Genomic DNA, 21,013 nt, shown 5'->3' with positions numbered 1-21,013 from the left:
CATCAAGGAGGGTAAATTTTGAATACTTTAGATAATGACTTCTGCTATTCCTTTCCAGCAGTTCGTGGCGTTCAAGCCGGAAGACCATTTTATATTGCAACTTGCCCTCTTCGTATCATACCGAAAATCTTCATTTACGATGAAGAAGAAGTACCACCAGAGTTACGCGCCCAGCGCACATTGAATAAAACTCGAATTCCAGAAATGAGTAGATATTTGGTTGATAACCCAGATGACTATGTTTTTTCAGCACTCACTGCATCAGTAGGTAGCGAAGTTTCATTTATAGAGCAAGAAAACGCACCAAATATTGGTACTCTAAAAGTCTCTATGAATACGAGTATCCTAATAAATGATGGGCAACATCGTAGAGCTGCAATTGAAGAAGCCATCAAACATAAGCCAGAGCTCGGCCAAGACAATATCGCCATTGTGTTTTATATCGATGAAGGGTTAAGTAGAAGCCAACAAATGTTTGCGGACCTAAACCAGCATGCAATCCGCCCATCCTCATCGCTTTCAACACTTTACGATGATAGAGACCCTGGCGCGCGTGTAGCAAAATATCTTGCGAATAACGCCACGCCATTCATTGGTTTTACCGAGATGGAAAAAGGAAGCATTCCAGTAAAGAGTAATAAGATTTTCGCTCTTAGTGCAATCAAACACGCAACCAGAGCATTGTTAGGAAAAGGCCCCAAGGATGATATTTCAGAAGACGAAAAGAAGTTCGCTTTGCAGTTTTGGAACTGCATTAATGATAATATGGCCGAATGGCAATTAGTGCAGGATAAAAAGCTTGCTGTCGGTGAGTTTCGTCAGGAATATTTGACAGCACATGGTATCGCTCTTCAAGCCATTGCGATTGTTGGGAACCACCTCTTAGACTTTGCTGAAAAAGAAAGAGTGGCAACATTGAAAAAGCTCAACTCTGTCAACTGGCGAAAATCGAACCCTGAATGGGTTAAACGCGCAATGATGCATGGCAAGCTATCTAAAGCTAGTTCAAACATATTTCTTACAGCACTAGAAATTAAACGCCAATTAGGGCTTGAGTTATCTCAAGATGACCTTCAAAAAGAAAAAGATTTATTAGATTCATGACATTAGCCAAGCAATTCGATCTCGAAGAATATATTGAGTTCATCGAGCAGGAAGAGTTTTCTGGTCTGCCACTAAAAGACTACGTAGCCAACGTACAGCGCGTTTATTTACAAGACACCAGGCCATGGGTTATTGGCTACAGTGGGGGTAAAGACTCTTCTGCTGTAATGGTACTTGTTTACCTAGCGCTATTGGGCTTAAAGCCTGAAGAACGCCACAAACACGTGTTTGTCGTTGCATCTGATACATTGGTTGAAACACCTATTGTAGTAAACCATGTAAACCGCTCTCTTGAGGCAATTCAGCGAGGCGCAGCGCGCGATAAGTTACCCATCACTTCGCATAAAGTCGTTCCTAAAACGCATGAAACTTTTTGGTCGAATCTTCTCGGTAAAGGCTACCCTGCACCTACACGTAATTTCCGCTGGTGCACTGAGCGAATGAAGATCGACCCTGTGAGTACTTTTATTACCGACAAAGTAAATCAGTATGACGAAGTTATTGTGGTTCTTGGCTCTAGATCGCAAGAAAGCGCTTCACGTGCACAAGTTATTGCTAAACACAAAATTGATGGCTCAGACTTAGCGAAGCACACTACGCTATCAAATGCTTTCATTTACACACCAATTGATATGTGGGCGGTAGATGATGTGTGGAAAATTCTTCGTTTTTGTCACCTAGAGCAGCAAGAAACGCCTTATGGTATGAAGAATAAATGGTTCGACAAGTACGACCTTGAGTGGGAAACACCATGGGGTGGTAAAAACCTTGTTTTATGGAACCTTTATAAAGACTCTTCTGGTCAAGGCGAATGCCCTATGGTTATTGATGAGACAACACCCTCTTGTGGTAATTCTCGCTTTGGCTGCTGGACGTGCACCGTTGTCACAAAAGACAGAGCAATGGAAAGCCTAGTGCAAAACGGTGAAACATGGATGCTCCCTTTACTAAAGTACAGGAATATATTGTCACGAAGCACCTCTCCTAAGCTTAAAAAGAAATATCGCAGCCACATTCGAAGAGACGGTCGGTTAGCGTTTAAAACCCTTCGTGAAGATGGCGAGAAAATCTTGACCGACGATTACACTACAGGCCCTTATAAGCTGAAGTATCGCAAAATCGCTTTAAAGCTACTTTTAAATATTCAAAAGCAATTAGCAGATTCGGGTAGAGACGTAGAGCTTATTACTGTGCCTGAGTTACACGCGGTGCGTCATGAGTGGTTAAACGACCCTAATGAGCCTGATTGGGACGATGATTTACCTATTATTTTCAACGAGGTCTTTGGTTACGATCTTGATTGGTCGGTTGATGATACCAACCAGTTTAGTAGAGAAGATGCTGCGCTGATAACTGAAATAGCACCGGAATACGGTGTTTCACCTCAGCTACTTAAAAAGCTAATAGATTTGGAAATTTCAATGTCTGGGCTTTCTCGACGCACTGGTATCTATAAAAAAATAGGAAGGCTTATTCAGCAAGACTGGGAGTCAGCCGAAGAAATTATTAAACAGAATAAAGACAGTAGGCAAAATCAAATTAATCAGTCTAAAGAGGTACAAGACTACGAAGCAGAGTTGGCCGCTATTACAGCATCTTTAAATAAGGAGATGCAGTTATGATTTTTAAAAAGCTAATCATGCAGAACTTTAGAGTGTTCAATGGCAAACACTCCCTTGATTTACAGCCTAAAAAAGATGGCCTACTATCTAAGCCGATTATTCTGTTCGGCGGTTTAAATGGTGCAGGTAAAACATCTATTCTTACTGCCATACGCCTGCTTCTGTTGGGAAGACGCGCGCTTAGCTCTATTCCCAATAATAAAGAGTATGCAGACTACCTTTCCCAGCAGCTAAATAATAAGGCGAAGAAAGAAGATAACTCGGCAAAAGCATCAATTAGCCTGGAGTTTACTCACACTCACCAAGGCAAACACGGCGTATTTACTATCACTCGTACTTGGGGCGTTGATGGTAAAGAAAAGATAAGTTTTGAACACGCAGACGAAGATTCAAATTTAACCTCAGAACAAATTCAGTCAATTATTTCCGAGATGATTCCTCCGGGTATAGGGGACTTGTTCTTTTTTGACGGTGAGAAAATTGCTGAATTAGCTGAAGATGATACCGGTGTTTACCTTAAAGAGGCCGTCCAAAAGCTGCTGGGGTTGGATATTATAGAAAGGCTGAATATTGATTTAGTTATATACCTTAATAAAGAAAGTGAAGGCAAAGCTTCAGCCTCTATCCAAAAGGAAATTGCGGACCTTCAAAAACAAAAGGCGAGCTTTAAAACTGAAGCCGACGCGTACAAAGAGCAAGCGAATGAGCTTTACCCTAAAATCACCAGCCTTCGCTTTGAAATGAGTCAAATCGAAAAAAGCATTCAAGAACGCGGTGGTGCTTTTGCTATCACAAGGGACGAAGAAAAAGGCAAACAAAAGTCTCTAGAGCGTGAAATAGATACTATAAAGGGCAAGGTTCTCCACGAACTAGATGGTGCGTTTCCATTGTCATTAGCGCCAAACGCCATTGGCGGGCTGTTCCAGCAACTTGCACATGAAAAAGAACTTAAGGCTAAACAATCTTTCAACGAGCAGTTTCTAGCACAAACAGAAAAGCTTGCAACTAAATTGTCATCGGCTCTAGCGGCAGATGAAGTTCAAGTTAATGAGCTACTTAAAACCTATGTAGAAACTGATGGCCGTAGTAGTGCTGAAGGCGCTATAAGCCTAGATATCTCTGATAGGGAATTCCACCAGCTTGAAAGCTTACGCGACGAAGCAAATGAATCAAAAGCTAGGCTGAGCAACACTCTTTCAGAGTTAACTGCAGCCGAATCAGACTTAGACTCGCTAACGCTCAGAATTCAAAGAGCGCCAGATGAAAAAGAACTGGTTGGTTTATATGAGCGCCTGCGAGAATTAGACAAAGCAGTGGCAAAAGAAAAAGAAATTTATAAGAGCGTACTTCAAAAAGCACAAACGTCGATGGCCAAGGCATTAGAGCTAGCCAAGAGGCTAGAAAAGCTGTTTAACCAACAAAAAAATGAAAAGTCGTTACAAAAGGCTGTTGCAAGAGTGAATTCGACACAAGGATCGTTGCAGGAATTTTCACAGAAGCTAACGCAGCTAAGAGTTTCTCAACTCGAAGAATTATTTGCTTTGGCCTACCGAAAGCTTGCTAGAAAAGAAGATTTGAAGCTGACAGCTAAGATAAACCCAGAAACTTTCGATGTAGCACTAATCGACCTCGACGGAATGGAAATTAATAGGAAGTCGCTTTCTGCAGGCGAAAAGCAAATTTTTGCTTTCGCTATACTAGAAGCCCTTGGCAAATTATCAGGTAAAGTACTTCCTGTTGTTGTAGATACTCCACTAGGCAGACTCGACTCCAAGCACCGTGACAAGTTAATTAAGCATTATTTCCCAGAAGCTGGCGAGCAAGTCATTCTCTTGTCTACAGATACAGAAGTTGACGCTGACTTCTATTCTATTTTACAGCCTGAAGTGTCTCATGCGTTTGAAATTAATTTTGACGAAGCCACGCGCTGTTCATCAGTAACCGAGGGTTACTTTTGGGAAAATAAAAAAGCGGAGATTGCCTAATGCTACCTAATAGAATGCAATTATCACGTACAGTAGAAGAACAACTCAAAAAGTTAAAAGGCTACACAGGTGTAACCCCAAACGTATCTGCGCGTATCGCCTTTTTCCGTTCCATTGAGTCTGATTTCCGATATAACCCAGCGACAGAATACGCTACTAACGGTAGCCTTACATTGGACAAGATTACTTGGTTAGGACGAACTCAAGAAATAACGGAACTTTTGTTGAAGCATACCTACCCTAATTTAGAAGGTAAGCAGCTTCAACAAGCTTGGGCTGCACATGTTGAGCATGGCAGTAGCTCTTTGCGTAATATTAAATCTATAACCAATTTTATCAGCTACCTGTGATAGTCATTATCGTAGAAAGAGCTTGGCGGTTTATTCCTACTAAGCTCTTCTTCTGATATATAAAATTAATTCTTCTTAAGGGGCCATATGTCACTTACTGATTTAGATATTTCGTCAGCTCTTTCTATAATCCATTCAGGTGACCAACCCCGACCAGTTGTAGCGACTTTGTATATCATATTAGTGTCAGGAAACGGTGAACCTTGATATTCTGGGAATTTACTCTTAAACACAGAGTTTTTTATTTTCGTATTTATAGTTTTATCTAATAAAACCATATTCCCAATATGATAAACCCAGTCTTTTATTAAGGTGCCTTCGGGTATAGAAAACCCTGCTGCTTCCCATTTTGTACTTACTTGCGGGAGAACATGTTCGAGGTGTATTTCAGAATAGTTAGGTATGGCTTGAGCATTGTTACTATGCAGATAAACCTTCGACACTATGTATTTCGCCAAAGCATTGTCTTGGAGTTTAAGTTGCTTAAAAGAGCTTTGAAAAGCACTGTCACCTACCTTATCTTCATGCTTGAAAAACGGCGCGATAATATCTGATTCTGTTTTTGATGGGTCATTCAATAACTTTAGAACTTCATCAAATACGGCTTTCGCTCCTCCTACAGAATAGTCACCCACAGTTATCCACCTAAACAAAAAAGATAGACTTAGCTCGGCTAGTTTATCCACAAGATCTTTTCGATTTGAAAATGCATATAATAGAACAGGGTAACAGGTGGCATATCTTAACTGATTTATTTCTCCACAAAACTTAAGGGCTTTATTTGAGTTTTGAATACAATCTGGGAATATAAGTCGAGAATTTGCAAAATTAGAAAGAGACTCGGCCTTATCTTTGATGTCCAATGAAAACTGCTCCACACCGGTTTTCGTAGCTGGGAGGCCCTCTATGTAGTGACAAATAAATTTATAAAGCTCTTTTTTAGTTGTATTTATACCTTTTATCGCCTCCCAATATATCCTAAGAAAGTCTACAGGCGACACCCTAGATGACTCTATGCTTCTCATCATCTCTTCCCAGTTATCAAGAAGCTCTGCACTTGAAGCCCCGTTAGCGTGCATTAATATCTTATTCTTTACTAGATCGGCCACACTTAAGTCCATACCTTTGGAATTAAGAGACTCGAATAGCAAAAACGCTTCGTAATCGGTTTTTACCCTAATGGATATGAATCTCAGCTTTTTAACGATGTGAACTAGAAATGAATATAACGCTTCTATAGAGTCAGCACCTTTGAAATCATTCAAAATTTTCTTTATGAATATTTTTTTTGTTTTTATAAGTCTACTTTCATTTTTGACTATTTTTAAATCTTCATCAGTTATTAATAAAGGGCCATCTGATTCTATTATTCCTCGAAAGGTGGGACTGTCTTTCTTATTAAGGTGCAGGAAATAGTTATCAGGTTCACTTGCTTCTCGTAGCCTTTGGATAGCTATATTCCGCATTTTTTCAGCGAACTTTTTATTATGTTCATCTCTCGCTAAATCAGGAAACAAATCAGGCTGTAAATGAAAACGACTCCCTATTATATTAAAAACCGAAAATAGAATAGAAAATGTGGCTAACCTTTGTTGTCCGTCAACAATATCAAACTTCTCTTCCGATCCAGAATGCTCTTTCAGCACGACAGTGCCCATAAAATAATCTGTTTTATTTTTAAAAGCATTTTTCAAATCAATCCAAAGTGTCTCAACTTCGTCTGAAGTCCAAGAGTAGTCCCGTTGATAGTCGGGCACATAAAAATTAGTCTCCAATCCCGTCAATATTTTTTCTAGCGATTCACTTTTAGGTGTAATATCCATTTAAGCCAGCTCCCAAAATGCCTTATCTTTAATTTTTGTTATTTTCTTATTACCATCTACATACAAACTATGATGTCTTTCCAACTCGCGTATCGACTTCATCAGATATTCTTGATCAGTCTTGTCATCTTTATTGAAGAGTGACTTGATATCTTGATTTTTAATTTGAGAAACGCGATGAACAATCCAGCTCAATATGTAAGCAGAGTAATCGTTATCACTTGTTTTAAAGTGTGTAATATCTTGAGTAGACAGTATCACACCGACGCCGTACTCACGTCCCTCCTTAAGTATTTTTCGCAAACTTGGAAAGTTTTGGGACATAAAATTGTCGGCTTCATCAACCAGGATTAGTTTTGTGACCTGTCGAAAATCACCTTGGACTGAAGGCTTACCCTGCTTTTGCATTTGCGAATAGAATAAGTCTAGTGCCAATGCTACGACCAAATTCTGCACTTCAGTCGGATAACCCGCTAGCTCAATAACGGTTACACCACTTACTAAGTCGTATAAGCTAAGCATCTTCTCAGGGTCTGTCTCAAATATCTTAAATCGCGCAAGCTTTGATAGCGCAGCGTAAAGCGAATCCTCTTCTACTTTCTCTTGATCTAAGAATATATCCCAGACATTCTCAATAGTTGGCGCTGTTCTTTTCCAAGTGGAAGGGTCTTCAGGTTTTATCCCCGCAAGGTCATAAGCCTCTAAGATAATGTTTTCTAGCTTTAGCTGTTGTTTTTTGCCTAAGCCATACGCTTTTGCCATCGTTTCTGAAAAACCAGCTGCCGTATGAATAGGTAACATTGGGGTATCACCAAAAAGACTTAGGGGGTTAAAAGGTAACTTAAACAGCTTGAACTTCTTGGCAGCCGAAGTGTTTATAAACTTATCATCCACATAATCCGATTTGTAATCGAAAATAAGGATACCAATAGGCTGACCATCAACATTATTTTTTTGATTTCGGTGGAGCTGAGTAACAACGGATTTCGTACACTGGGTTTTACCTGTACCCATTGTTCCAATAATACCTGAGTTAGTATTCATGAACTTGGCGGTATTTGTTGGCTCCCAAAAAACTGGCTCTTGGTTTTGAACAGAATGGCCAACTAACACCTTTAAAGTTTCGTTAGTTTCCACATTAACTTCGTCAGCTACATTTACTTCGGGCTTTTCGACATTGGGCTCTGCGTTAGAATTGTAGTCAATTTCCTGCTCTTCCACATTTAAAGAGGTGTCTTCTTTTGACTGTATATTGTTACCAACAAGTAGTGTGGAATCTCTTAAAATGTATTCGCTATTGATGTGACAAAGCTTTTCAGGCTGCTGTTCAAAAAGTTGTGATAACGGAGTTTTTATAAATGTAGAAAGGTTGCTTATTGGCAGCTCTATTTTGAGAATGTTTTCTTTCAACTCAAAAGCTGGCTCAAAGAAAGTGTCATTTTCAACGTGCGATACTAAGAAGCCTTCAGGATAATTTGCCAAGTCAGCGATAGCATAATTGCCCTGTAACCACCATTCACGACGCGAGAGTAATTCATCGAAGTAGTTATCGCTATATAAGTTATACAGCTTGTATTTGTCTATTTGCATCAACAGCTGTCTTACAAACAATCCTCGATAAAGTTGGGCTGCTAAACTGTCTCCTTTCAACACGTCTTCTTCAAGATAGCGTTTCAGCTCTTTGGCTTGTTGTACACCTTTGCTGTGAGTTTGCTTTTTACCCGTTTTAACTTCTACAGGCAGTAAAACCATTGCATCTTGCTTAAAGCCTACAAATAAAACATCGTCTGAGATAGCGCCCTTGATGGTCCCCGAAATATTGCTTTTTGAAAAGTCACTTTCAGACATTTTTAAGCCAATATTACCTGCTACTCGCAACATCTCCGCTACTGAAAGTGGAACCCAGGTAATGTCTGACTTATTAAGCAAGCAGTTAACAAACTTATAAGCACCAATGATTCCGCGCTTTTCTTTGCGTTCATTGTCGTTAGCGGTGATCATTTTAAGAAGCCATTCGCCATTGAAGGCGTTGAACTCTTCAATTATGCCGCCCTGATCACGCTCAAGGACTTTTTTGTATAAATCAGATTCTTCAGTAACGGTTATCGCGTCATAATTTATTGAGTTGGTGTAGTTATCTGAATAGTGAATCAAGACAACGTTTTTATCGTTGTCAAAGAAGTCCAGTGTTACTTTGGGGTCAATAATTGTCGTCCAAATTGAACTCGAATAAGCACATTGAAGAAGTTTTCTAAACTTACCGCTCACTACTAATGCTGTAGATTTAGAACGTGAGTACTGCTCGTCGGGCTTACGTGCGGGTTTTATGAGGCCATTCAGACGTTCTGCAATTTGCAGGTGCGGCTTATCATCATATTCAATCCCCTTAAGGCCAAAGGCTGTTGAATAACTGTCTTCTTCACTAGATGATGCCTCGCCAGCCAATAAGCCTTCAGCAACAATTCCACTTAGTTCTTCGTTAACATTGCGGTCTCTAGACTGTACCTTGTCGTTATTCTTAAAAAATGAAATGTGGGCGTAGTGATGAGGCTTAAAAGTGCCATCTTCTAACTTCTCGTTTTCAAACTTGCTGTACGTTAACCGTGTTCTGAGTAGGTCAATTACGGTATCAGCAATATCTTTATCTCTTCCTTTATTTAATCCATATTCTGCTTTAATAACGTCGTAGCTTGCAGTGTCAGAAAACCGATCAAACTCACAGTATTCTATTTCATCATCATAAATATTTACGTGAATCTGACAGGCTTTATTTTTGTATTGTTTAATAAAGTCTACTAGGCCAAGAAAGACTTCTTTGTTTTGGCCATTGTTTATGGAATTGATTATTAGCTTAGACCGTTCGCCATTTTCAAAAAGGCTTGAAAACGCATCTCTAAACTCAGACACCTTATCCCTAACCAGTTTCTGTACGTAGCCGTAACTAGTTTCTTGATGAGGTACAATACGTAACCACATACTATTGTCAGTCTCATACTGGCAATATCCAAACTCATCATTAGGGTCATAAATGAATGGCATCAACCCTTGCGCATTTAATCTGGAAAGCGTGACTTTTGGCAGCTGTTTGAAGCTGTTGGTTTCGTCTTGTATCACTCTTTGCACAAGATACAGGTGATAAGCTAAAACCATAGGGTGATATGGCGTTATGTATTCAACGCCGTTGAACTCTGCGAAGCCGATGTTAACTAACTGCTTTTGCGATTGGCTTAGTAGAGCATCGTATTGAATGCTTCTTAGTGCTTCATTGTAATTGTACACTACATGCTCAACCAGCTCCTGGTAAGTTTCGTCCCATCCACTCAAACTTGGCAAGGTGTTGTTATTAGTCAGGTAGGCAAAATAAGTAGAGTACGCTGCCGATAGTTCAGGGTAGCTAGTAGCGATATCTGCAACGGCCACATGCAAATTTTCAGATGTCGGGCAATACAGACTATTATTGTCTAAAAGCTCTTGCTCCCACTGTAAAAGTGTTAAACGCTTTCCTTTAGGCGCTATTTCATGATTATCTAGTTGGATCTTGTTCTTGCGCTTATTAAAAACTGCAAAATAATCGTTGCTAAATAGTTTGTTAAAACGCTCTTGATTGAACAAAAGAGGTAGTGATAACGCATCAGTTGCTACTGCGCCCTCAATACTAAACCTCAACTGTGTTTCGTTACCTTTTACTACAAACTCAACATTGTCAGATTCAGAAGCTTGCTTTTCGAAATCAACCATACCTACTGCGGTGTTTTCAAACTCTTGCTCGTTTTCAGTTAGCGCTTCTTCCTTACCATGTTCAGCAATTTGCAGCTTGTTCTCTTCGGTTTGAATAGTGATTAACTGACGTTTGGGGTCTATAAGAAAGCTATTTTCTATTGAGTTTAGATAAAACTCATTTTCTTTAACTACTAACACTTTAAAATTGTGAGTTTCAGCAGATTTATCTCGCTTTACGCGGAATGTGAAGAAAGTGGCAGTATCGTAGTAATTGCCTGAAATCATAATGCGGCTGCGCTTTCCACCAGCATTATCGGGGGTACTACAATCGATACTTGGTTGACTAGCGTTGAGAATTTTACATTCTTTTTTCTCTACTTTTCCGCCAATGAAGCTGAATTCAAGCTCAAAGCTATTCCTTCCCTCCGGCATCACATAAATGATGTTCTTAGTGCGCCTGCCAGCTTTTGTATCCGCTTGCGTTCTTACAAGTAATTTACCCTCTGAGATAGATTCTTTTTCAAGCTCTAGAAGGTTTTCTTTATTTTTCTTTTGTTCTTGTAAGCATGCTTCTAACTCTAAGTTGTATTTCCATGCCTCGGGGTCTTGTTCATCAAAATACTTTTTTACGAAAGACGGGCTAAAGTCTTCTTCCCCAAGCTTTTCCTCCAAGCTTGTTGGAAAGTGATGGGTAATATAGTCGAGCTTTTCATACATTTGCTTGTTTTGCTCAAGCCTGTTCGCAATCTGATTCGGTGAGTCCCAACCTTTCAGAAGAGGATCGTTTAGCAGTGCTATTTCATGAAAGCTGATTTCGCCATCATCAACAAGCGCATTGAAGAGCTCTTCAAAACCAAACATGGTTGCACCATCATCTACGATCTGCTCAAAACGATGACTTAGTAAACATTGAGTAACCAGCTTATTATCGTTTAACGGGTCGATTTCCCCCTCTAATGCCTCTTTAATTTTTAGCGGATGCCAAACCCAGCCTGGTTGCGCAATGTTCTCTGCTGAATTTATCAATGTATCAAGCATTGAGTTATGAATAATTAGAAGACAAGACCCTTTCACTTCACTTTGTTGAGATGCGACTACATCTCGAATATGAGAAATAAAGTTCTCGCTACAGCCTTCCCCTTTGTCCTCACTGTGCAAAACAACTAAGAGTTTATATCCCCCAACCTGTATAAAGGGCATCTCGACTTGCTTGATAGTAATGAAGCCTGCTTTTCTGGCGCAAAGGGCATCAAATAGTTTTTTGCTATTGCTCTTGTCTGGTGACTGGAATTGGTAACGATAACCTTCGTAGAAATGCTCAGCGCCCCAGTTTACAAGCTTTTCAGCTAAAAAATCCTCAAACTGTTTTTCTGACATAAACTGCATCTCCACTGTCACTCATTCTTTCTACATTCCCAATACGTTCATAAAAATTCACAAGCACTTTCTGTGTTTGCTTATCAAAAAAGACGCCTCTTGCTTCAAACTCTTTAAGTAGCTCATGAAGTCGCAGGCGCTCTCTGTTTCCAATAACTATATTGGTCAAAAGCAATATGTAATCTTGATTAAATACTAAAACTCTACCCGCTCTTCCTCGGCTTTGAACAAAGTGGCCACATAACTCTGACTCTATGGCTTTGCAAAAATGAACATTAACTTCATGACGTGTTTCACTCCTGCCAAATTGCGCATAGAAGAGTGCCAACAGGTTATCTACCGCACCTGCCACGCTGCTTGCTTCTTTGAGCTCTATCTCTAATTTTCGCTCTCCTTTAAATTCAACCGTGTAAGCATTTAGGGCGTCTAGCGCTCCTTCGGTATCTTCAAGACAAGTGATAGACCATAATGGCTGTTTGACAGCAGCTGGGTCTTGGAGACTTTCATTCATTGCTAAATATGGAAAAACTTTATCGAAATTCTTGGCTAATTGGCGGTAACCGTAGCTTTTTACATAGCTGCGTTCATCTGAAGCTTTTTCTGTATCTAGAATGAAATAGCATGGCTTTGCTGTGGGTTCGCCCGCTCTCCATTCACTTAAGTTAAGTGTGAGTTGCGCGGTATAAAGGAACGCATAAAGCTTTAAAAAGTCTGTTATGTTTTCTATGAAGTACTTTGGTTTCGATGCAATAAAGTCTAAGTCTTCAATAAACAGCGCTCTTAGAAAAGGAAGATAAGGCACTTCTGTCGGTGCTTTAGAAACGGTTCCTGCTTCAGACCCTGAGACAGTGAAGCTATTGAATGTTTCAACTAGCTCCTTCTCTAAAAAGTTCAGGCTCAAACTCGGTGATTTTTGCAGATGGTGGCCCTGTAATAAGTTCAGGAATAAATCACCTAATCTCTTATTTGCGGAACTACCTTTGATGTCTTGCGCTTTAAACAGCAGAAGCTCTGGGCTTATCTTATAAAGTTCATCACCACTGAAATACATCTTTTCAAGGTGTTGCCAAAACTGTGGCTCGTCTAACTTTAATTCGAAGCGCTCTTTGCACTTTAATTTGAATTGCTCAAACTGGTTGCTCGCTACACTTTTACGATAAGCGTATTTCACAAAGTGCCCAAGCACGATATCCCAATCAAAAATACCTTTTCTGTCCTTAGTGTTGATTGGGAAAAAAGACGTCAGTTTATTGTTTTGAGGTTTTAGCTCTGCTTTGAGTTTGAACATATCTTTAAACCCCACTTACTTCTATTTCATCATCATCGTTACGTAGGCTTATTGCTAACCCATCTTTAACTATGGTGAGCTTATCTTTGCTTGATGCTATGTCAGCTATGTGGTCAGCAAAGTCATCTAAAATAACGATGGTATTTTTGTCATGCTTGTTTGGTCTGTAGCCGCCAATAATTCTATTCATCATATTAAGAAGATTGATATTAACCGGCATTGAAACACTTTTACCTTCAACAGATATGTTGGCTACAAAGTAAGATGTACTTGTTGGTGGTGCATGCTGTATTGCAGTGAAGTCAGGCTCCATATCGACTTCAGTCATAATCTGATAACCATTGTGAGATGATATAAGAAACTTCCCTTTAGCAATCGATTTGGCATTTCTATTTATATATGTGTGGATTGCAGAGAATATTGTCTCTTTATAGAAGGCTTTTAGCTCTTTCTTATCTTGTTTATCCCCTACAAAGTGAGTGTGTAAATTCCACACTTTCGCATACTTATCCAATAGAGGCTCATCAAAATCCTTAAGAAAATCTTTGTGATAGTTATTGGCGAGCTCTGCTTCTCCAAGAAGATAGAACAGTCTTAGATATGAGTGAGAATTTTTTGACTGACGGATACCGAACTCTGATGACAAGTAAAAAGTAAATTCTTCGAAACGTTTGTCGAACAAACCCAAACTCGTACTTAAGAGGAATTTATCGACGTTTTCGGTTCTAACGTCGGCAGGATCAAAATCTACAATTTTTGATGAGATTTCGTTGTCCGGGGCATTAAACATATTATCAAACAGGTATCCCTCCGGTGATAATAGTGTGTGAACAAAGTCCAGCAGCGTCCTCGCCGTTAAAAACTGGTCTTTAATCAATCTCGCTTTAAACAGTACATCGACAATTCGATCTTGAACTTGTGGAATTGAGAGGAGCTGGTAATTTGTGCAAAGGAGCTTATTGCCGTCATGGCTAGCTTTTTCTTTATCAAAATACTGCCTTACAATATTATCTTCACGTTTTGTTATTCGTTGCAAAATAGCTTTTACAAAATCAGAAGAGTGACCGGTACTAGTTAAATTAAACTTTGGATAGTCCTCAAAGTTTAAGAATACATACTCTGAAGTTGATGCTTTTGACTCTAAATAATTCGCGATGGCATCACACACATTTTCATTGCTACCCTCTTCGACATAATTTCCCATCATGCCTACATTGATACCAACAACTAATGCTTTCTCACTATGCTCATAATCAGCAAAAACTTTGTCGAGTGTTGATATTGCAGATTCATCAGGTTCAAAGCTATGCGTCGCGTCCAAGTGGAAGGTCGCTTTATGAGAAAACTTTGATGCGTATTGAGTAAGGATTTCAGATTTACCATCGCCACTACTGCCGCAAAGAAAGATAACTTTTTTATCACCTGCGGATAATGTAGTTAGGTGCTTTTCAAAGTCTTTTTGAATATCTGTTTCGATATAAAGATATTTCTTTATTGCATCGAGCTCGGCTGAAATGGAGTCTTTTCGTTCAGTGGAAACTGCATACGGAGAAGATTTAGACAATACGCTTAAAACATCAACAAAACGCATTCCACATCCTTATAGTTAGTCTTTAGTCTAATAAAATAACATTGAATTATTTAGTGATCCAATGACAGTTGCCGATAGATTGGTATGATTAAAGCGTATTGCGTATTAATTTAACTCTTTTGAATATAAGCATTTTTCTTAGACAACCGCTTTAAAACCTTTTACATACCTCTGCCCTAGCTTCGCTAGCGCCATATTTACCTCTAGCTCTTCGTCTTCAATCATGTATTTCATTACTGTTCGTAAAACGAAATCGCTATTTTGCTTGTATTGTTTCGCGAACTTTTGGCAGGGCTGCTTAATCTCGTTTTCAAGCTCTTGAAGTTTCATCGTATAATGAAAGTTTTCTATCGCTTTTTCGAAAGACTCACCGCTTTCAAAATAAAGCTGACTTAGCTTGCTCTTCTTTATTTGATAGGTTAAACACGCAAACTCTAGGGCTTCCTTAAAGCTATCAAATTCGTGTTCGAATACTTTAACTAGTCTTTTTTCAGGTTTGGTGACTCGTGTAATACTGCCATTTACTTCATAATCAAAGCCTGCAAAACGAACTCTTGTTATAGCTTCTTTGCCAAGGTTAGAACCACCTTCTAGACTTCTTTGAAATGAAGCGTCCATTTCTTGTATTTCTTCATCACTCCAATGATTAAACACTCTAATCGCTTTTTCGTATTTGTCTGCTAATAGCCCTTTTAAAGTATCTATTCGTAAATCTAGCGATCCAATATTCTGCTTTCTAAGCAAATCTCGACACTCTGTACACGAAGGCACGGATATAAAATCCGCATCTCTACTTGCGTCTCGCCAGTCATGAATAAAGTTAATAGGGGGAATATAATCTGAGCACGAGGCTTCACAGCCACAATAGAAACAGAGATTAAAGTCAGCGGAGTGAACAGCTTTTAAAGGTTCGTAATACTTTTCGTAGTCCATTACTAATGACGCGCCTTTTGTTGAAATATTATGTCGTCTACGGTGACACACTTTCAAACATAGTCTAAATTCGAACGGTTGTGAATAGTTAAACTAAGAATCTAAAGCAATCTTAAGCTTCTGATAAATATATTATAATTCACTTATAAAACAAAAAGCGCCACTTTTCGGCAGCGCTTTATTTTACAACTTAATCACTATTTATAACTGAACCACAAAAGACTACAGCCGCGACGGCCTCTATGTGGATCGCCTTCTATGTGATCTTCTGGTTCACGATGCTTAGGTTTGGCCGCAATGGGTACATCTTCTGCGCCCTCCTCGCTTTCCTAGTCAAGCTCCCATGTACCTTCTTCGCTCCATGGGTAGTCGTCCGGAAACTCTTCAATGTTAATTTCTTTCACCGAATAGTCAGGCTGATAGCGCATGTCGTAATTAGCTGCCCGCACTATGACAATACACAGCATTAAGGCTATCGCTAATGGCGGAACTTCCCTAAGACTTTGCCGTTATTTGCATAATAACTACTTGTTCATCTTTCCAGTCAGCTTTATCGCAATTTTTGTACTCAGCAATAGAAATAACTTCTTTAACGCTAATAACCGCTGCCTGCTTGCTATTCTTGAAATGCAAATCTAGCTTATCTTGCAATTCACCTTCTCTTTTTTCTATAGTTTTGGGCTTTGCTCTTGTAACTACAACCAAAAATGCTTTTTTTGCAGATTTTTTGGTTGAAGCAGAGCAAAACTCAGCGAGTCGCAAAACATCTTTTGTTACTTTATGAAGGCCAATTCTTCTCTTTATCTCTATAAGATGAGATAACTTCTTTTGTTGCGAAGTTCGAATAACCAAGTCTATTCGACCGTTCCTAGAAGACTCTGGTAGCGCTACGTTCAGCTCTTTCGCTATCTCTTTAGTACTCTTCTCTAGCTCAAAAGAATAGCCCTGCTTCTTCGCAGACTCGGCTAACTTCACACCTAAATAATACTCAGGAAGTTCCCAAAGAGTCCTATCTAAATCCTTTAGCGCGACATTTGATATTTTCTTTACTTCTTCTGATAACTTAAATTTCATTTAGCACTCAATATATTGATTTAATTAAGTTAAAGATAGCTGATAAAACACTTGCTGCCAAAGCGTTTCGCTTACTTCCGTTCGTCTAACCTACACCTATTAGCAAAGAGATTCGTTTTCTATATAGGGGTTTAAAATATAAGTTGCGGCACTGAAGCTATACCGAGCTTTTGCTGTGTCGTAGGGGATAAGTCTTGCCAGCGCTCCGCTAGCCAGTCGACAAATTCAGCTCCGCTCATCAGCTTAACGTTAAATTTAACAGCGCAGTCTTTTGCATCCTTACTAAAATCAGCCAAAGATACTACCCATCTATAGCAATCATCTTCTTTCTTAACTTTCGCTATCTGCTCGATGGCATGCTTATCTGTATATCCCACATGATCTTTCACTTGAACCAAAAGCTCTTGCGTAATGAAAGGGTTGCGTGACTGGGCTTCTATATCAACATCTATCCCTACCTCGTGACTTTGCTTACTAGGTATAACAGCGGTGTAACCTTCAATTTCAAGCAGTTCTTTTACAAGGTGTTCTAAGCCCTGCCCACCAGCTTCCAAATAATGATTTCTATTTCGAAGGTTATCTAACAGTTTTGCCTTAAACTGCTCTAATTTTTCCCCTGCTTTTTCGTTAATTTTGGATAAGGCACCGCTACTCACATTATTTTTAATGTCGTTGTAACGCTCTATGATTTCGTCTTTAAAGTAATCTAAGTCTGCAACGGTTAAACGTATACGCAGCCTAGATTGTAAACCTTGCTTCAGGTCTGTACGTGCGATAGAAATTGGCTCGTTTTCAGCATCGCAGGGAAACGTTACTTGTATTTGGTTTTCGCCCCACGGTTTGTCTGCGCAGAATCGTTTCTCGCCAGTAGCGATTCCTATGTATATACGGGCAGGCGCTGGCACCACGATGAAATCGCCTTGCTTAACTTCAATAAATCGACGCAGTTGATTACCGCTACGCCCAACACTTTGTTGTGTGCTTTCAAGGTGCTTAAACAACTCATCAGCATTGCGAAATTCACGAAGCTGAAATTGCCCCCACCCGATCCCAGCATATCCCTCACTGATCAATTCAACAGGTCCCCTCATCAGGAGTACTTTACTATTTTCGAAATCAGGCCCCATACATCCCTCGTATTTTAGGTAAGTTATATCAATGTTTAGTTTAGAACATCATAGCAATCTAAATTATTTACGCTTTATCCACCAACCCATTAAAAGCCTCGATAACCCTATTAAAGCTTTTATCATCATCGAATACTTTAAACACCTCACACTGTGGTTTTTCCACCCGCGTTTCTTAATACGGTAAATATTGGCGCTAATTGAGTTTATAATAGCGGTTAAACAGTTTTTGAATTACATCGACCAACTCGAGTAGAACATGGCCCATAAAGTACGTTATAAGTTTAAAGGTGTGGCAAAAGAGATAAATTTTTCTTACAGCCGCCATCAAAATATGCATGAAGCTGTGGCCGATGCTGAGGGTATAGACCTTTCCCAGTTCCTGCAAACTGAACAGCAGCTTGCCGCTATCAGTAAAGACAAAAAAACCGTAAGAAACTACCGAGATACCGAATTTGCAAAAATGGGGTTTTCTGAGTTGTACTTTTTAAAAAACGGTCAAGAGTGATGGTTGCGCTCGATAGGGTTCGAACCGCTGATTCCGGAGTTCAGTGCCATCAATCAGCTTTTGATTGATGGTCTTCAACCAACCCATGAAAAACCTCGATCGCCCTATCAAAGCTTTCATCATTATCGAAATAAAGCTGACTTAGTCGGCTTTTCTTTATTTTGTAGGTAGCGCTGGCAAAGGCTAGCGCTTCTCTAAAGCTGCTAAACTCTTCATCGAACACCTTGAACACCTCGCGCTGTGGTTTTGCCACCCGCGTTGTGCTGCCGTTTACTTCATAGTCGAACCCAGTAAATTGAAGGCGTGAAAGGGTTTCTTTACCTAGTCGCATGCCGCCTTTTAGGCTTATTTGGAATGCGGCATCCATTTCTTCTATTTCTTCCATGCTCCAGTGGTTATATACCCTAATGGCCTTTTTGTACTTTTCTGACAATAGCTTTTTTAACGCTATTATTCTGGGCTCTAGCGTGCCGTTGTTTTCGTTTTTTAGCAGGTCGAAGCATTCGTTGCATGAAGGTACGGAAATGAAATCGGCCTGTAGATGTCCGCTTTGCCAGTCGTGAATGAATTTTATAGGCGGAATAAAGTCTTGCCGGGCCGCCTCGCAGCCGCAGTAAATACAGCGATTGAAGTCAGCCGAATGTACTGCATTTAATGGCTGATAGAATTTTTGATAATTCTTTACTGACATACTGCTACTTGCTCAAATGGTTAATGCTGTTTGGGTGCTATTAATCTTGGTTACGTTAACACAGCGCACCTTATGTGAAAGTGAAATGTGGGGCTTTAAAATGAAAAAGCGCCGCCAATCGGCAGCGCTTTGTTTTACAGCTTAATCACTCTTTATAACTGAACCACTAAAAACTACAGCCGCGACAGGCTGATAGCGCATGTCGTAATTAGCTGCCCGCATTGCAACGTAACAGTATCAAGGCGTTGCGACAGGTGGATTAGTGCTAACTTCGAAAGTTACATTATTAAAAGTTTGTTACGGAGGGAGCAACACTTCTCGAAAAAGTATATTTTTCTATACCTAATTATAAAAAATAACCGTTATGCCCAAATTTTTCTCTGTAATTTAAATTAAATGGCGCTAATATAGCCAATATGCAATCAAATGGATTTGAACGCGGTGTTCCTGTCCGCAAATGTAAATGGAGTTAATAGTGCTTAAACGCAACCTTCAGTTAATCGCTTTATCTACCACGCTTGCTTTAGCAGCAGGGTGTAGCTCAACACCAAAAACAAATGCTACAGATATGGGGATGAACCTGCCCTCTTGGGTAACAAACCCAACAGTAGAGTCCGGTTTAGCAGCCTCATCTTGTGTAGCAGCATCAAACAGCTTTTCTATGGATAAAACTCAGGCTGCTACTATGGCACGTACTGAGTTGGCCGCCCAATTAGATGCTCGCGTATCTTCTCTACAAGAACAATATGCACAAACGGTATCTAGTGCTAGTGCCAGTACCACTAATACTGACTTTTCTACCGCCACTACCCAGTTCGTGAATCAAGCGCTTCAGGGCTCGAAAGTAACCAAGGTCGATTACGCTCAAATGGGTCAACAGAAAAATGTGTGTGCATTGGTCACTGTGTCTGAAGACAACGCAAAGAGATTATTTGAACGCGTTATCAATAGTGCTCCTACTAAGTTAAGTCCAGAAGATGAAACATTACTTTATCTGAACTTTTTAAAGTCGGAAAATCAGCTGTAGAACGGGTTTAAGTAATGAGTGAAAATCAGAGAAGTTCGGATGAGACTGACACAGCGCCTGGTCGCAAAAAATCTGTCTATGAATACTTTGTAGCAGGTGCTCTTGGTCTTATGGCTTTAGGTCAGTGGGGAGACACTAAAGACGTTATTGTTGAAGCCTGGCGACTTACTCTTTCTAACTTCACTCATCAATACGAATATCAGGCGTTAGACCGTATAAATGTAGGCAGTAATTTACGCTACATAAAAAACCTTATTGGCGAGCCGCAGTTAATCAAAACCAGTAAATACAATGATGAAATCAGCTTTGCTTATTACCTAAAAGAAAAATACATACTAACGCTGATAGTAGAAGAAAACCGTGTAAGTGCATACACCATCACAAGCCTAATTGATGACTTTGTGCCGCATAGCCTACTCACAAAGACCGCTAGCGACGACAAAACTAGCATTGCCGATAACTACGGCACTATTGAAGATTTCACACTAGATTTCAACAACATTGAATACCTTTTAGTTAAAGAAGAGCTTGGTAAAGAAAAGTTATTCGTTAACAACTACTTTGGTGCTATCAGCTACGGTGTCGAGGTACAACTGCCCAGTGAAGAACTACGAGAGATCTACAACACCTTAAATATGGATGAGACATCACCAGAGGCGTTAACAAAAGTGAGGCAGTTAACTACGAGAGCCATAAATAACTTTTACGGCGCAGGTGAAAATGACCTATCAGTCATTGCCGACTCAGTTTTAACCAACTTTGAATACTCTTTGTATTACAAGAAATAAGGACA

At 39.7% G+C, this 21,013-nt stretch carries 15 protein-coding genes; 7 read left to right on the top strand and 8 right to left on the bottom strand.

The genetic code is table 11. The features are described from left to right. Window positions 1-18 precede the first annotated feature (18 nt). From dndB to dndE, 4 genes are read left to right on the top strand one after another with little or no spacing between them, the layout of a single operon-like run. Window positions 19-1,104 (top strand): DNA sulfur modification protein DndB, encoded by a 1,086-nt coding sequence (dndB, locus tag PCAR9_RS00515; RefSeq protein ID WP_179981943.1) that lies wholly within the window; start codon window positions 19-21, stop codon window positions 1,102-1,104. Then, on the top strand, window positions 1,101-2,726 hold the full coding sequence (locus PCAR9_RS00510; RefSeq protein ID WP_179981942.1) for a DNA phosphorothioation system sulfurtransferase DndC: 1,626 nt from the start codon (window positions 1,101-1,103) through the stop codon (window positions 2,724-2,726). Before dndB ends, PCAR9_RS00510 begins: the two co-directional genes overlap by 4 nt. Continuing rightward, on the top strand, window positions 2,723-4,711 hold the full coding sequence (gene dndD / locus PCAR9_RS00505; RefSeq protein ID WP_179981941.1) for a DNA sulfur modification protein DndD: 1,989 nt from the start codon (window positions 2,723-2,725) through the stop codon (window positions 4,709-4,711). Before PCAR9_RS00510 ends, dndD begins: the two co-directional genes overlap by 4 nt. Beyond that, window positions 4,711-5,061: a DNA sulfur modification protein DndE gene (gene dndE, locus PCAR9_RS00500; RefSeq protein WP_179981940.1), complete on the top strand. Its 351-nt coding sequence runs from the start codon at window positions 4,711-4,713 to the stop codon at window positions 5,059-5,061. The genes dndD and dndE overlap by 1 nt, the downstream gene beginning before the upstream one ends. 65 nt (window positions 5,062-5,126) lie before the next feature. Here the strand turns inward: dndE and PCAR9_RS00495 are convergent, their stop codons facing one another. The 7 genes from PCAR9_RS00495 to PCAR9_RS00460 form a co-directional block, all read right to left on the bottom strand. Then, complete coding sequence (locus PCAR9_RS00495; RefSeq protein ID WP_179981939.1) at window positions 5,127-6,884, bottom strand: DUF262 domain-containing protein; 1,758 nt, start codon at window positions 6,882-6,884, stop codon at window positions 5,127-5,129. Then, window positions 6,885-11,981 (bottom strand): DNA phosphorothioation-dependent restriction protein DptH, encoded by a 5,097-nt coding sequence (dptH, locus tag PCAR9_RS00490; protein ID WP_179981938.1) that lies wholly within the window; start codon window positions 11,979-11,981, stop codon window positions 6,885-6,887. Next, a complete protein-coding gene (gene dptG / locus PCAR9_RS00485; protein ID WP_232091079.1) occupies window positions 11,962-13,032 on the bottom strand; it encodes a DNA phosphorothioation-dependent restriction protein DptG in 1,071 nt (356 codons plus the stop codon). The genes dptH and dptG overlap by 20 nt, the downstream gene beginning before the upstream one ends. 241 nt (window positions 13,033-13,273) lie before the next feature. Beyond that, on the bottom strand, window positions 13,274-14,860 hold the full coding sequence (gene dptF / locus PCAR9_RS00480; RefSeq protein ID WP_179981936.1) for a DNA phosphorothioation-dependent restriction protein DptF: 1,587 nt from the start codon (window positions 14,858-14,860) through the stop codon (window positions 13,274-13,276). Window positions 14,861-14,998: 138 nt separating this feature from the next. Continuing rightward, window positions 14,999-15,793: a hypothetical protein gene (locus PCAR9_RS00475; protein WP_332066554.1), complete on the bottom strand. Its 795-nt coding sequence runs from the start codon at window positions 15,791-15,793 to the stop codon at window positions 14,999-15,001. A 495-nt stretch (window positions 15,794-16,288) separates the two neighbouring features. Next, the gene (locus tag PCAR9_RS00465; protein WP_179981935.1) at window positions 16,289-16,867 is read right to left on the bottom strand and encodes a restriction endonuclease; all 579 of its coding nucleotides are present in this window, start codon (window positions 16,865-16,867) and stop codon (window positions 16,289-16,291) included. Window positions 16,868-16,998: 131 nt separating this feature from the next. Next, window positions 16,999-17,958, bottom strand: coding sequence for a restriction endonuclease (locus tag PCAR9_RS00460; RefSeq protein ID WP_179981934.1), 960 nt, complete (start codon window positions 17,956-17,958; stop codon window positions 16,999-17,001). 295 nt (window positions 17,959-18,253) lie between these two features. Between PCAR9_RS00460 and PCAR9_RS00455 the strand changes: the two genes are divergently transcribed. After that, window positions 18,254-18,502: a DUF2960 family protein gene (locus PCAR9_RS00455; protein ID WP_179981933.1), complete on the top strand. Its 249-nt coding sequence runs from the start codon at window positions 18,254-18,256 to the stop codon at window positions 18,500-18,502. A 49-nt stretch (window positions 18,503-18,551) separates the two neighbouring features. Here PCAR9_RS00455 and PCAR9_RS00450 read toward each other — a convergent pair whose 3' ends face one another. Further along, entirely contained in the window at window positions 18,552-19,193 is a 642-nt protein-coding gene (locus tag PCAR9_RS00450) for a hypothetical protein (protein ID WP_179981932.1), read from the bottom strand. A gap of 475 nt (window positions 19,194-19,668) precedes the next feature. Between PCAR9_RS00450 and PCAR9_RS00445 the strand changes: the two genes are divergently transcribed. Next, window positions 19,669-20,220 (top strand): LPP20 family lipoprotein, encoded by a 552-nt coding sequence (locus PCAR9_RS00445; RefSeq protein WP_179981931.1) that lies wholly within the window; start codon window positions 19,669-19,671, stop codon window positions 20,218-20,220. 14 nt (window positions 20,221-20,234) lie between these two features. Continuing rightward, window positions 20,235-21,008: an ETEC_3214 domain-containing protein gene (locus PCAR9_RS00440; RefSeq protein ID WP_179981930.1), complete on the top strand. Its 774-nt coding sequence runs from the start codon at window positions 20,235-20,237 to the stop codon at window positions 21,006-21,008. Window positions 21,009-21,013: the final 5 nt, after the last annotated feature.

Origin of the sequence: Alteromonas macleodii (assembly GCF_903772925.1) — a bacterium.
Lineage (GTDB): Bacteria > Pseudomonadota > Gammaproteobacteria > Enterobacterales > Alteromonadaceae > Alteromonas > Alteromonas macleodii_A.
The sequence above is the reverse complement of the archived record's forward strand: the minus strand, read 5'-3'. Positions and strand labels throughout refer to the sequence as shown.

What these genes read in the sequence shown, in the direction of transcription:
- PCAR9_RS00440 (WP_179981930.1), top strand. Translation starts at nt 20,235, where the DNA reads ATGAGTGAAAATCAGAGAAGTTCGGATGAGACTGACACAGCGCCTGGT.
- dptF (WP_179981936.1), bottom strand. Translation starts at nt 14,860, where the DNA reads ATGCGTTTTGTTGATGTTTTAAGCGTATTGTCTAAATCTTCTCCGTAT.
- PCAR9_RS00450 (WP_179981932.1), bottom strand. Translation starts at nt 19,193, where the DNA reads ATGTCAGTAAAGAATTATCAAAAATTCTATCAGCCATTAAATGCAGTA.
- dndE (WP_179981940.1), top strand. Translation starts at nt 4,711, where the DNA reads ATGCTACCTAATAGAATGCAATTATCACGTACAGTAGAAGAACAACTC.
- dptH (WP_179981938.1), bottom strand. Translation starts at nt 11,981, where the DNA reads ATGTCAGAAAAACAGTTTGAGGATTTTTTAGCTGAAAAGCTTGTAAAC.
- PCAR9_RS00455 (WP_179981933.1), top strand. Translation starts at nt 18,254, where the DNA reads ATGGCCCATAAAGTACGTTATAAGTTTAAAGGTGTGGCAAAAGAGATA.
- PCAR9_RS00465 (WP_179981935.1), bottom strand. Translation starts at nt 16,867, where the DNA reads ATGAAATTTAAGTTATCAGAAGAAGTAAAGAAAATATCAAATGTCGCG.
- dndD (WP_179981941.1), top strand. Translation starts at nt 2,723, where the DNA reads ATGATTTTTAAAAAGCTAATCATGCAGAACTTTAGAGTGTTCAATGGC.
- PCAR9_RS00510 (WP_179981942.1), top strand. Translation starts at nt 1,101, where the DNA reads ATGACATTAGCCAAGCAATTCGATCTCGAAGAATATATTGAGTTCATC.
- dptG (WP_232091079.1), bottom strand. Translation starts at nt 13,032, where the DNA reads ATGTATTTCAGTGGTGATGAACTTTATAAGATAAGCCCAGAGCTTCTG.
- PCAR9_RS00495 (WP_179981939.1), bottom strand. Translation starts at nt 6,884, where the DNA reads ATGGATATTACACCTAAAAGTGAATCGCTAGAAAAAATATTGACGGGA.
- PCAR9_RS00475 (WP_332066554.1), bottom strand. Translation starts at nt 15,793, where the DNA reads ATGGACTACGAAAAGTATTACGAACCTTTAAAAGCTGTTCACTCCGCT.
- PCAR9_RS00460 (WP_179981934.1), bottom strand. Translation starts at nt 17,958, where the DNA reads ATGAGGGGACCTGTTGAATTGATCAGTGAGGGATATGCTGGGATCGGG.